This is a genomic window from Mesorhizobium sp. M5C.F.Ca.IN.020.29.1.1, assembly GCF_003997375.1.
Taxonomy (GTDB): Bacteria; Pseudomonadota; Alphaproteobacteria; order Rhizobiales; family Rhizobiaceae; genus Mesorhizobium; species Mesorhizobium wenxiniae.
The window spans coordinates 1-12,427 of record NZ_RZSW01000136.1 but is presented as its reverse complement, the minus strand read 5'-3'; the positions used below and the strand labels follow the sequence as shown (position 1 = coordinate 12,427).

7 protein-coding genes and 6 pseudogenes are annotated in these 12,427 nt (G+C 57.0%); 12 read left to right on the top strand and 1 reads right to left on the bottom strand.

The window, feature by feature from the left end; genetic code table 11:
- The 5 genes and pseudogenes from EOA85_RS37445 to EOA85_RS38955 all read left to right on the top strand — a co-directional run.
- Window positions 1–219: pseudogene (locus EOA85_RS37445) on the top strand (hypothetical protein); the annotation flags it as partial.
- 1,089 nt (window positions 220–1,308) lie between these two features.
- Complete coding sequence (locus EOA85_RS13580) at window positions 1,309–3,936, top strand: HAD family hydrolase (protein ID WP_127209775.1); 2,628 nt, start codon at window positions 1,309–1,311, stop codon at window positions 3,934–3,936.
- Window positions 3,937–4,454: 518 nt separating this feature from the next.
- A pseudogene (locus tag EOA85_RS39850) lies at window positions 4,455–4,595 on the top strand (transposase DNA-binding-containing protein); the annotation flags it as partial.
- A 3-nt stretch (window positions 4,596–4,598) separates the two neighbouring features.
- Window positions 4,599–4,695: pseudogene (locus EOA85_RS39845) on the top strand (transposase DNA-binding-containing protein); the annotation flags it as partial.
- Window positions 4,696–5,053: 358 nt separating this feature from the next.
- The gene (locus EOA85_RS38955) at window positions 5,054–5,500 is read left to right on the top strand and encodes a hypothetical protein (protein ID WP_245485752.1); all 447 of its coding nucleotides are present in this window, start codon (window positions 5,054–5,056) and stop codon (window positions 5,498–5,500) included.
- Window positions 5,501–5,559: 59 nt separating this feature from the next.
- Here the strand turns inward: EOA85_RS38955 and EOA85_RS13570 are convergent.
- Window positions 5,560–5,691, bottom strand: a pseudogene (locus EOA85_RS13570) (ATP-binding protein); the annotation flags it as partial.
- A gap of 44 nt (window positions 5,692–5,735) precedes the next feature.
- Here EOA85_RS13570 and EOA85_RS13565 point away from each other — a divergent pair.
- From EOA85_RS13565 to EOA85_RS13540, 7 genes and pseudogenes are all read left to right on the top strand, one after another.
- Window positions 5,736–6,203, top strand: coding sequence for a DUF5372 family protein (locus EOA85_RS13565; RefSeq protein WP_127209774.1), 468 nt, complete (start codon window positions 5,736–5,738; stop codon window positions 6,201–6,203).
- Window positions 6,197–7,015, top strand: a complete 819-nt coding sequence (locus tag EOA85_RS38950; RefSeq protein ID WP_245485750.1) for a recombinase family protein — start codon at window positions 6,197–6,199, stop codon at window positions 7,013–7,015. The genes EOA85_RS13565 and EOA85_RS38950 overlap by 7 nt, the downstream gene beginning before the upstream one ends.
- Window positions 7,012–7,818: a hypothetical protein gene (locus EOA85_RS38945; protein ID WP_245485749.1), complete on the top strand. Its 807-nt coding sequence runs from the start codon at window positions 7,012–7,014 to the stop codon at window positions 7,816–7,818. Before EOA85_RS38950 ends, EOA85_RS38945 begins: the two co-directional genes overlap by 4 nt.
- 949 nt (window positions 7,819–8,767) lie before the next feature.
- Window positions 8,768–9,493 (top strand): FkbM family methyltransferase, encoded by a 726-nt coding sequence (locus tag EOA85_RS13550; RefSeq protein ID WP_127209772.1) that lies wholly within the window; start codon window positions 8,768–8,770, stop codon window positions 9,491–9,493.
- A gap of 255 nt (window positions 9,494–9,748) precedes the next feature.
- On the top strand, window positions 9,749–9,889 hold the full coding sequence (locus EOA85_RS37440; RefSeq protein ID WP_164759637.1) for a hypothetical protein: 141 nt from the start codon (window positions 9,749–9,751) through the stop codon (window positions 9,887–9,889).
- Between the two features lie 392 nt (window positions 9,890–10,281).
- Window positions 10,282–11,538: pseudogene (locus EOA85_RS13545) on the top strand (IS1182 family transposase); the annotation flags it as partial.
- Window positions 11,539–11,623: 85 nt separating this feature from the next.
- Window positions 11,624–12,108, top strand: a pseudogene (locus tag EOA85_RS13540) (transposase); the annotation flags it as partial.
- Between the last annotated feature and the right edge of the window lie 319 nt (window positions 12,109–12,427).

Below are 12,427 nucleotides of genomic sequence, written 5' to 3'. Positions count from 1 at the left end.
CTCGAGATACCAGTCGAGACGGCGGCACGCGCGCTTGCCATCGGCAAGGCGCGGGGGCTGACGACCATCCTTAATCCCGCACCTGGCCGCGCACTGCCGAAGGAGATCCTTGCGGACGTTGACATCCATGATCCCGGTCCCGAGCCAGGTGCGGACTGGTTGGCGGTCAGCCGAACCGATAAGCGTCGCGGCATACAAGGCATCGCTCTGCAGGTTTAGGAGACGATGGACCGGGATCCGCATGCCGTCTCCATCTAGGGCAAGACGTACTGGGGTATGCGCTGTCGATCAGGATGGCTATCCACGATGCGATTGTTCGGAACCGCCGCAATACCGAGACATCCGAGTGATTGTCGAAGAACCAGGCCGCCCGCGTGTGGAAGCGCATGATCACTAGCTGCGCTCATATGGGGCGGCAAGGCGGCATGGGATGCGAGAAAGTAGAGCAATGGTCGCACAAAGGATTGAACAAAGGCGCCAAGAATTCCAGCTGCCGATGTGAAACGAGCGCGGACCATGCGCGGCTTCGTATGACCGGAAACCCGTCAGCGCTTCGATTCTATCTTCGCCGCCCTGCGGACCCGCTTCGTTCCACCTCACTCAAGACAAAGTGCATTTGCAATCCATCTTTTAGCCGTCTGAACGTTGGCGGAGTGAAGGCAGTGACGACGCACTGCAGGGCAGCAGCGCACATCGCTTCAGCGCGTTCATCTGCTACAACGTGCGCCTGAAGTCCTAGTTGCATGACGCACAACGGCGCCAGCGGTGTGTCTCTCGCCATTTACCTCATACCGCGTGATATAGCACTTTCGCTTACCGCCCCATGCATAAACGTAAAACTTCTTCATCAAAACATCACGTGCCGTCACGATGAAACAACTGCAGTTGCCACCAACATAATCAACTACTTGGCAGCATTTGTGGCACTGCCGTACCCATATTGACGAAACATATAGCAATGATAACCTGTCAAAGTCATTCCAGCAGACGCAGATGAGTCAACCAATGGTCAGATGTATTTTGACGCTAGCCGCATTTCGTTTTTACAAAAACGGGGGCGGCAACGATGAGGTCGGATCGTCTGGCGGTAGGACAGCGGAGTTTTGCTCCGCAGACCTGTTCGAACCCAAGTCCCTAAACCAGTTCAGGACTCCCGATTATGATTGCCGGCTCCTTGGACGCTCCGTATCGAAGGCGGTTGCCGCTTACCTCCACACTTTGCCGATGCGGAGGGGCAAGGCCCAAGAGAGGACGACAAGCGAGAAGATCTCATCCAGAACGATTGCGGGTGTGCGAAGGAGAAGCTGTATGCAGTACGTACTAGAGCGCTTGGCCGCAAAGATGAGGCAAGTCGATAGCGCCCCACAGGCCGCCGATAAGTTTCACATAGAGAGGTTCAATCCTGATCTGTATGGCAAGGTCTTGCCGTGTCTTTCCGGGGATGATCGCAATTGCTGTATCGGTCACTCTGATGCAACGGGTCCAGACGGAGGCTGTCTAACAGGAGAGGCTACCCAGCGGCAAAGCCGGGAGGATTGCCTGTTTTCGAGCAACAAGGGCGACGCACACCACATGGCGCGAATAAACGCCCATGATATCGCAAACATACTCACGCACTTCGGGAACTCCATAAAGGTACTCTCACTTGACTGTTTTGATACGTTGCTATGGCGCAAGACAGCCACGCCTGAAGATGTTTTTGCCGTGCTGGCCGATAACCCTGTCGCGCGAAGCTTAGAAATAACTCCTCACCAACGCATTATCGCTGCTGCGCATGCCTATCGAGCGAAGCTTTTGGAGAATGGATCCAGCGAAATCGATATAGGTGATATTTATCGGGTTTTTAGGTCGCTTTCTCGTGAGGAACGGGAGTTACTGGCCGAGGCGGAAATCCGAACCGAAATGAATATTTGCTTTGCGTTCCCGCCGTACATAGAACTGATCAGACTGGCGCACTCCCGCGGTATCAAAATTATCGTCGTGAGCGACACGTATTTGCGCGAAGGCGAGTTAAGGCGCCTCTTGGCTCGGCATTTGCCTGAAGATGTTATGCAGGCAATTACGAAGATTTACTGCTCAGTCGATTATGGCACTTCTAAGAGCCATGCTCTCTTTACTAGTGTTATTAACGAGTGTCGCGTGCCTGCATCGCAACTACTGCACATTGGCGACAATAACATAGCCGACGTGCAAGCGCCGCGGAAATTGGGCGTCCGTACGCTACATTTCCTGCCGTTTGATCGTGAGGTCACAGACTTCTTGCGCCTACAGCACGCGGCATCTTCGCTGATTATATTCGAGGAAGCAGCACCGAAATCCGTTATGCTGCCCTGCTATAGCCCGTTTCGGGCAATCTTTTCTGTAGCAAACCTGCAGCCGTACGCGCCTGAGACCGTGATCGGCTACATGTCGTTTGGCCCGGTGCTGTACGCCTATGCCCGTTTTCTCATGGACGAGGTGGAGTCGCTGGAGCAGCAGGGCAAGCGTGTAAGAGTCTTCTTTCTGTTGCGTGACGCTTATCTTCTTTCAGCTGCCTGTGAAGCCTATGCGCGCAAGCCCATCGGCAAACTGGTACGAATCCGCAAATTTCTTGCTATTGCCTCCTCTTTCAAAACCCGCGCCGATGTCGATTATTATCTCAGCCGGATCCACCCCGAATCTAATAACCATGCCACTGCAAAACAGCTTTTGCTACCGCCCGAAGTGACTGAATTGTTAATACGGATCGCCCATCAATCTGCCGATCCGCAAACGGCGTTCCATCAGTTGCTGCGCGACGACGATGTGTTGCAGTTAATATTCAAAAAGTCATGTGCTTTGCGTGCCCGCTTGAAGCTCTACCTTTCAAAGGAGTTGGAATTGCGGGAAGGCGACACCGTTATTTTGGCCGACATAGGTTATTGCGGCAATACGCAAGATTATTTGGCCAGAACCTTTAACGAAGATTTAAATGTTAACATACTTGGTCTATATTTGTCTGCTCCGGACAAAGTTCTCCGTTCAGCGAACAGCAAAGCACTTATTACCACAACCTCCTGGAATTACGATTTGCTGGAACAGTGCTGCGCCTCCAAAGAAGGAGAGCTTGTGGACTATAACTTGAATGGCGATCCAGTTATTGAGAATAGCAAGATAAGTGAAAATCAGTACGATAAGGTAGCGAAGGTTCAGGACGAATGCCTGAGATTCATCAATGATGCTAGAGCGTTTTTTACCTCGTCGGGTGTGACCCATGATTATTCTATCTTGCAGCAAGCCGCCCATGCGGCGCTATTTCGTCATGTCTACATGCCTGTTGAGGCGGAGTTGGATTATTTCAAGGACTTCCAGGAAGAGAGACTTATGGGGCCAGATCGCAAGAAGACGATCTTTAACCTAGAAAGTGCTTGGAAAAATGTGAGGTGCCTGCCTTCACCTTACCGCCTGGGTGCATACGAAACGCGCAGCTTGGGGCTTGACTTCACGTTCAGCTGGCTTGTACAAAAAAGATTTATGCTTGATCTATTCCCAGAAGACATGAATGTGCTTTTCTCACCTCTGAAAATCTCGATAGGGAGCATACACGAGTCCCAGGCATTTTTACTTAGGGCACACCACCTGCATGGCGGATATTTCTCCATTATGCTGCCATGTGTGACTAAAGCGAGTGTAAAAATGCTTCTGGGAGAGCATTACGAATGGCTGCAGATCGTGAGCATACAACTTGTGGATGGCGCAGGAAGCGTGCGCAGGAATCTGTCGAGCTCTCTCGAACTGGAAGAAATTAACCGGGAAGGAGAGATTTTCCGGTGCCTGTCGCAGGCAAGTGTCGCGACAATACATTCTTGTGATTTGCAAAAGTCCAAAGCGCCTCAATACTATTGTATGATCTTTCGCCCGCTGGTTTCGAGATCATCTGATCTGAGATCAGGGGCCTCGCTTAGTAAGGAAAATTAGAGCCGGCTGCGCAGCGATGATTCATTGGCCCCGAAGTGATTCGGAGGATGGCGGGGTGCGCGGTCGGCGACGATGGAAATGGGGAACTGTTCAGATATTGTGAGGAGGTGGACAGCGACCGGCGCGGTGGCGAAGTGAGGTCGCCAAAACATCTCACGTTAGAGGCTAAACGTGCCAGTCGCTGGCCAACCGGAAACACCGAAGTAGCGCGGCGTCAAACGCGGTTGTCTCAGAATGGTCTCGTCCTCCGAGTCCTTGTCCACCGCAAGCGGGATGGGGCCGCTGTTTCGGACAGCGACGGCATATAAACTGGACGGACTTGGACACAGCAAACCAACGGACCCATACAAAGGGGGAGCCAGCCTTGACACTCCTCATATCAACCTCGTCGACGGTAAAGCCGGTGTTCGGTACCCATCCGGTGAAGCTTCTGATTACCCACATCGTGGGCGGGCCTATAGCCCCGTATGAATCTGCCGTGATTCTGTCCGTGACGCCGAATAACGGAGGCGTCACGGATGCGAGACAAGACCAGCAGCAGCGAGAGCGCTTGGCAGGAGGAAGAGCTTTCTGCGGCGGCCCTTCCCGACAAGCGTCTGGCCCGTCGGCTGCAACGGTTGCTGGATCAGATGTCAGCTGCGCCGGGCAAGCCAATCCCGGCGGCGTGCGGCGACTGGGCGGCGGCGAAGGCGGCCTACCGCTTCTTTGACAATCCGCGTGACCGAACATAGCGTTCTCGCTGGCCATTTCGCCGCGACTGCGGCGAGCGAAGGTCCGATCCTCATCCTGCAGGACACGACCGAATTTATCTACAGCCGCGCGCAGCCGGGCAAAATCGGTTTCACCAAAACCATCCACGCCGGGCGCTACAAGGCCGGGCAGCCCAACGTGCTGACCTTGTGCGGGGTGCAGATGCATTCGAGCTTGGCCGTCACCCTCACCGGCACACCCTCGGTCTGACGGCGGCGAAGTTCTGGACCCGAAAGAAATTCAAGGGAACGCTCGCGCTCAAGCGGCACATCAATCCCACGCGCGTGCCGATCGAGACGAAGGAGAGCTACGCTGGCTGGAGAACCTGCGCCAGTCCATCGCGCTCGTTGGCGCGCCCGAGCGCTGCGTGCATGTGGGTGACCGGGAGAGCGACATCTACGAGCTCTATTGCACCGCGCAGGACCTTGGTACCAGCTTCCTCGTGCGGGTGCAGACGAACAGGCTGGCAGAGCGGCCTGCCGATGCTGCCTCACACGATCCTGCTCATCGCGTCTTTGCCCAACTTGCGGCGGCGCCTTGGGCGGGACGTCATCGCATTACGGTCGATCAGGACGAGACGACCTGGCTGCAGGTGAAGTTCGCCGCCATCAACACCTTGCCGCCCGTGGGCAAACAGAAGCGCTACAGTCCGCAGGTTCTGACTTACATCCACGCCCTTGAAGAGAATCCGCCGCCCGGTCGCGAGCCGATCGACTGGAAGCTGGTGACCAACTTACCGGTCGAAGATCTCTCTGCGCATTTCGCTGATTGTGAGCAGCCATTTCACTCGATTGCGAGCGCTCATTTCATTTGATCGTGAGCAGGTATTTCACGCGATCATGAGCGGCCGCTTCGACCGACTTGTTCATTGATTCAGGTGTTTGCGGCTGCGTCAAGAGCGTGGGCGCGAGCGCTGTGTTTTCGCATGCTTTCTCCGGTAAGTTGAAGGCGGTGAGCCTTGTGAACGAGGCGATCCAGAATCGCGTCGCCGAGGGTGGGATCACCAAACATCCAATGCTGCCACCATTCTCGACGGGGTGGTGTCTCATTTGACAGTCATCGACCCGCGTCACGGGCTCTCGGGTCAGCGTCTGGAACTCGTGTCGTCCCATTCTGCGCGCGGTCCGGCTTTCGTCGTTGTTCGACTGCCTGACGGCCGCCGCCGTTCAATTCGGCGCTCGGTGACCGACCTTGCAGAGGCGTCGCCGGAAGAACAAGGCGCGTCGAAATCGTTGGCTCGCATCAATGGCCGAACGCTGCTCACATTGCTGCACCATTTGAACAGCACGTTGACCTCCCGTGTCGAGGAGGTGATTCGCGATGAACATTCAGTCGAATCCGTGCCGCGTTGCGTCCCAGACAGTCATCAGAGTTCCAGTCCCATCCGTAGCGAAACTACCACGCCTGTGGTTCGACCTGCCGGCGGAAACGCAGAAGCAGATCACGCAAAGCGTCGCGCGGCTTCTTTTGCGGATGCGATCAACGGGCGTGCCGATAGCGGCGGATCGGCATGTTGAGAGCGCCGAATAGACCGGTCGAATGTGTGACGGCCGCGCATCGCGGTAAGCTCGCTTACATCTATGTCCGCCAGTCTTCCGTGAACCAGGTGCGGCATCATCAGGAAAGCACGGAACTGCAATACCGCCTCGTCGACCGTGCCGTCGCCCTCGGCTGGCCGCATGAACGCGTGCACGTCATCGACGAAGATCTTGGCAAATCCGGAGCCGGGACCGTCGAGCGATTGGGGTTCAAGAAGCTGATCGCGGAGATCGGATTGGGCAATGCCGGCCTAGTCCTCAGCCTTGACGCTTCCCGGCTTGCCCGCAACAACCGCGATTGGCATCAGCTCCTCGATTTGTGCGCGCTCTTCGGCGTTATCATTGCCGACGGCGAACGTCTCTATGATCCCTGCGCCTACCATGACCGCTTGCTGCTCGGCTTGTCCGGCATCATGAGCGAGGCGGAGCTTCACCAGATCAGGCAGCGGCTCCATCAGGGCGAACGTCAGAAGGCGGCACGCGGCGAGCTGCGCCGTCGCGCCGGACTGAGTTCTGCGGTGCGTCGGTCGGTTCCGGTGCGCACCTTCGGCGACTGGAACGATCCGCCGCCCGGATATGTCGAGGTCGACTTCGTTGCCCATTCCGGTACCTCTTCGCCCGGCAGCTTTGTGCAAACGATGGTCTTGACCGATATCGCCACAAGCTGGACCGAGTGCGTTGCCGGTGCGGACGCGAGAAAGTGGTCTTCATCGCTGCCATCAAGCGGGCTAGGTCGTTGTTCCCCTTTCCGCTTCAAGGCGTGGACTTTGACAATGACAGCGCCTTCATGAATGAACTCGTGGTCTCCTGGTGCAGAAGTCAAGGATTGGAAGTGACGCGTTCCCGTGCTTATCGGAAGAATGATCAGGCATGGGTCGAGCAGAAGAAGGGTGCCATCGTTCGTCGCCTGGTCGGCTATGGCAGGTTCGTGGGTGCGGAAGCCACGGCGGCGCTTGTTCGTCTCTATGACGCAGTGCGGCTGCACGGCAATCTCTTCCAGCCCTCGTTCAAGCTGCGAGAGAAGACCCGTATCGGCGTGATCAAGCGCTATCATCCACCAGCGCCGCCGGTCGAGCGTGTATTGGCCCGTCCCGAGGTGGCGGAGGTCGACAAGGAGCTGTTGCGTGCGATGGTCGCAACGGCGGACCCGGTGATGCTGTTCACCGGCATCCGTGCGGCGCAGGAAGATTTGGGAAGACGCGTCGATCGTCGTGGAGGGCAAGCAACGCCACAGGAACCGGTCGTCATCGATCTGCAGCGCTTCACTGCAACTCTGAAGACGGCTTGGCAGGGCGGTGAGGTGCGACCCACCCATAAAAGGCCGTATCGGCGGACAAAGCCTTATCCCAAGAGACCGAGCATGCTTGAGCCCTATGAAGCTCAGATTCTGGCATGGTTGGAGGCCGAGCCGACACTCTCGGCAGCCCTCGTGCTGCAGAGGCTGATGAACATCGATCAAGCACGGTTCACGACCAAAAGCCTGCGGACGGTGCAAATAGCCGTGAAAGCCTGGCGTGAGGAGACAGCCGTTGAAATCATCAATGGCGACTGGATGGCGATCTCCCCGATTCTTCAACCCGCCATCGTTAGGTAACATTCTTCGGTGAGGCAACAGGAGGGGTCAAATCCTCACTTCGCTTGACAACGGGCGGCGCGGAGATCTGGCAGAGCTCCTTGCGCCACCGGAAAAAGCTGGCTCACATGAGTGCCGGCCGATCGCGCAAGCTCCGAAACACCTGGCCCCCAGCTCAAACGTTGCCCCGACAGCCGCTCCTTCTCCTCCCGGGACCAGCGCCGACGCCGCTCCACCGAGGTGATCACTTCAATCTGATGCGCTGTATTTCGCCGAGGACTGGCCATGCGTCCCGCCGGAGAAGCTGCAGCCGGCGGGGCTTTTGCAGGCGTTCTACTCCATTCTTTTTAGCGGTGGAATACGACAGTCTGTTCTGCTGGCTCGCGTCGGCATTGAGAAAGCTTAACGGACCCGGCGGCCAGGCTTGCACTTTGAAGGAGGTTGGCATGCCGGGAGCCAAACGCGCCAGGTGACCGAGTCGAACGATAACGGTAGCAGGCTCACAGATTTGGAGGATGGTTCGAGACCGCGGGACGAATCCGTCCTGCGCTCAGTAAAGATTTATCGGACCAGCCACGGGGCCCGTCAAAACGCGGTCGAAGGCAGGGAGATCCGCCCTCAAGACGGCACTTGAGACCTTGAGTTCTTTGACCTGTCATTACGCACCTTTGGCAGCGCATGAGGGATGACATCGAGTGCGCATCCTCGCGCTCAAGACCCGCCGCTAATAGCAGGTTTCGCTGTTTGCACGTCACTTCGGCAAGTCGCCGGACTATCTGGTGGCGCCGATGTCGCGAATCCGACAACATGTCGCGGCCATTTCAACGGTTGCGCGTGCTCGCTCTAGCTAAGTAACGAGCACCGCATGCCACACGTGGCACACCGATTGCTGGGATGAAACCAAGAGCCGCCGCGGCAAACTGTCGTAACGGCCCGTCCCAAGATCGCAGGTTACATTGGAGTGCTAGCTATGTTGTCTCAGTTTGAAAACCAGTCCATAAACCAGGAGGTGGCTAGGCTCAATCTGCCGAACTCTCGGATCAAGCACTTCGCTCCGGCTAGCTACGCACAAGCTGGAGAAGACGTCATTGTCGAAGGAATATTGGCTGCAAAACTCTGGAAGACCCAAAGGTCTTGGGCCGATGTCTTCTATGTCGAGATTGGCGCTAATCACCCCATCTCCACCTCAAGCACCTATCTTATGTACCAAAGAGGCGCACGAGGTGTTCTGGTTGAGCCCAATCCTGAGCTGGAAGCGCTGATCCGCACTGCGCGCCCTGAGGACGTTCTCGTGCAATCCGTTGTCTTGCCCGCTCCGCACGCGTCCGCCACGCTCTTCATCGGAAACGCCCATGAGCTTTCCTCTGTGGATAAGGCACATGTTGAAAGCTTCGGCGACTTCAACGGTATAGGAGGTATCAGAGGAGATATCGAGGTGAGCGCGATCGGTATCAATGAATTGTTGTCTCCCTATGCCAATAAGATCGACTTTTTGTCGATTGATTGCGAAGGACTGGATTACGATCTCGTGAAGGCTATCGACTACGAGCGCATCAGACCTGCTGTCATCCAATGCGAGCCAAATGAGCATTATCTAAAGGGCATCAGCGCCAAAATCATTAATCTGATGGAATGCAGATCATACCGGCTTGCTGCAATGACTGATATCAACGTCATCTTCGAGCGATTGACCTGATACAGCGGCCTGCGTATTCGAATGATTTCGGACAGTGATTCCGAGACGAAACTGGACACCTATTCCGATATAATACCGGACGCGGACCGTGCGGCTGTGGAAGCGAGGTGCGGACCCGCTCACTGCACCGGCAATGTTTGAGACTGGTTCCGAGTCCAACGGCGTAAATGGATATGTGGACCGCATAGCCGACAGCGAGGCGCCTCGAGAGGCCGGGCTTTTTTCGAGGTGATCGGCCGAATTGGCGACAGGAGCGTGCAGAATATTGAGGTCGAGCTTCCTCCGGAGGGCCACTGGCTGGTGGCAAGGCCGCGCAAAGCGGGAGGGGTTGACGGGACGACCCATGCCGCCGACGCGCTGATCGGCATCTCTCTCACCTCCTTCATTGGTCAATGATCGTGGAATCGGGACCCCGTATTTTCGCGTAAAGGGACCCCGGTCGGGGCTTTGAGAGGCACGATGTGGAGGCCGGATCAGGCGGAGCTGGTCGGGGTTGCGCAGCCTGATCGGGCGCGGCTGATTGGCTCGGCTTTAGCTTTGCGAGCGGCTTTTGAAGCGCCAGGACTCGTTCCCGGTTCGATGATCTCGCAACGGAGCGGGTTAGTTTCCGCAACCATCCGGGGCTCAGGGCAGCGATCCGCGAAGTCCTGCCCGAGGCAGTCTGGCAGCGCTGTTACGTGGGGCTGTTGAAGAAGTCTCGTCCTGCTGATTCAATTGAGAAATCGTTGATTCTCTGGAGGGGTTCGCGATGCTGGGACGGAAGGGAGCGCGATCAGCTTGAGCTATTCATGACTGGCTCGCTGCGACAGCTTCTCCCTGATGATCATATTCTCGCGCGGGTCGATCGTGTGCTGGATCTGTCCCTGGCTGCGCGACGAGGTGGCGAACCTCTACTGCACCGACAATGGCCGCGCCCCGGCATCGATCCCGAGGTGGCTGTACGCCTGATGCTCGCGGGTTTCCTGCTTGGAATTGTGCATGATCGCCGGCTGATGCGGGAGGCGCAGGTCAACATCGCGATCCGGTGGTTTGTCGGCTACGGCCTCCATGAGGCATTGCCCGATCATTCTTCGTTGACGAGAATCCGCCAGCGCTGGGGTGAAGAACGGTTCCAGCGGATCTTTGAGCGCACTGTACAAGCCTGTATCGACGCCAAAATCGCCAAGGGCGAAGTCATTCATGTCGATGCTTCGCTAATCCGCGCCGACGTCAGCTGGATAGCTTGGCGGTGCGCCACCTTGAGGCGGTGAGCGCGGCGAATGCAGATGAGGAGGCAGCGATCAGAAAAAGCCGCAAGACAGGAAAATTCAAAAAAGTCTGCATCACGGATCCCGATGCGAGCATGGCGACAAACGCCCGCAACCGCCGTCTGGAGCCCGCCTACAAACAGCATACCATCGTCGATGATCTGCGCGGGGTAGTTCTCGATGTTGCCGTGGCCACCGGGGAGATCAACGAGGGACAGATGATCGTCGAACGGATCGAAGCCGCCATGGTGTCGACCAGGTTATCTGTTAGCACCGTCACTGCCGATGCCGGCTATGCCTACGCGAAAGTGTTCGGGGCGCTCGAGCGTCGCGGCATTGATGCGTTGATTCCGGCCAAGGCAGAGCCGATCCGTAGCCCGGTCCCGCTTCGCCGCTTCCGCTACGATGCCAAGCACGACATATTGAAGTCCGCGGGGAAAGATCCTACGTCCGACTAGGCCGGTGAAGCACGGCCGCTTCTTCTATTCGCGCTCCAGTGAGTGCGCCGGTTGCGACCTTGCCTCCCTGTGTCTTTCCAAGGGGCGCGTCAACAAAGCGGTTGTTGTGGGTGACGATTATCCCGCGCTGTTGAGAGCGCGCCGGCGTCGAGAGCGATGGTCAGAGGAGGATCAATGTCTCTACCAACGCCACCGGTGGCGCTCGGAGGGCTTCCATGGCGAGGCGAAGAACTGGCACGGACTGGCCCGAGCGATCCGACGGGGTCTCGCCAATATGAAGATCCAAGCCTACCTCACCGCAGCGGCGGTGAACCTGAAGCGGCTGGCTGCCGCTTTGTTTGACCGATTCCTGGGATTGTTGCTGTTGATGCATCCTCTGAACCTCGTTGACGAGACCTGACGAGGGCAACCAAAACCGCCGATGTCTCGGAACAAATGTTGGAAAAGCGGCTTTCTCCAACAGCCCCTATGTGCACTTCCTCAGACGCGCTCGATTATGTGCCGCGCAAGGTCGATGACGACTCCCTGATGGAGCTCAGATGGTTCTGTGACCGGCGCGACCTAGCCGAGGTCAAGCGCGACCAGGCGCAGTGGATCGCCAAATGGCAGGCCAAATACCCGAAATTAGTGAACTTGGTAGAGGACAACCTCGAGGAGACGCTGTTTTCTATCGGCTCCGCTTGCCCATCACAAGCACATGGAGTCGAGGAACATGCTGGAGCGGCTGAACCAGGAGGTCAAACTGCGTACCCTGGTCGTCCGCATCTTCCCCAGTCAGCAGAGCTGTCTGCGGCTGGTTCGGGCATTGGCGGTGGAGATCCACGAGAACTGGCTCGAGGCGACCCGCTACCTCAATATGGATCATTTGCGCGAGCACAAGAAGGAGAGCCTGAGGGCATTGGCCGCCTGAGTCCTTTGGATGGCGCAGACGCGGATCCCGTGAAGTCCCGAACGTCAGTACTCTGAAATAAGATGCCCGGCAGGAGACTGAGCTCGCTGCCGGGCCGGGTACGCCTTGGGAGGTGGCGTAAGTCAGCGGCTCTCGTGGCGGTGCGACCACTCAGTCCGCGCGTTTTTCTGAATAGCGTGCATGTGGCGTGCCAAGCCAAAAGCGTTCAAGAACACCCGAGAGTCAGCTTCCTCTGTGTTGCGTACTCGACATTGTCGGCTATCGGACAATGCCTAACGTGCCTGTTGGCATCGACCGACGCTTGAACCAGAGCGCACCG

Bases quoted from the DNA above. Each gene is read 5' to 3' on its own strand.
- EOA85_RS13550 (WP_127209772.1), top strand. From the start codon at position 8,768: ATGTTGTCTCAGTTTGAAAACCAGTCCATAAACCAGGAGGTGGCTAGG.
- EOA85_RS38945 (WP_245485749.1), top strand. From the start codon at position 7,012: ATGAATGAACTCGTGGTCTCCTGGTGCAGAAGTCAAGGATTGGAAGTG.
- EOA85_RS13580 (WP_127209775.1), top strand. From the start codon at position 1,309: ATGCAGTACGTACTAGAGCGCTTGGCCGCAAAGATGAGGCAAGTCGAT.
- EOA85_RS38950 (WP_245485750.1), top strand. From the start codon at position 6,197: ATGTTGAGAGCGCCGAATAGACCGGTCGAATGTGTGACGGCCGCGCAT.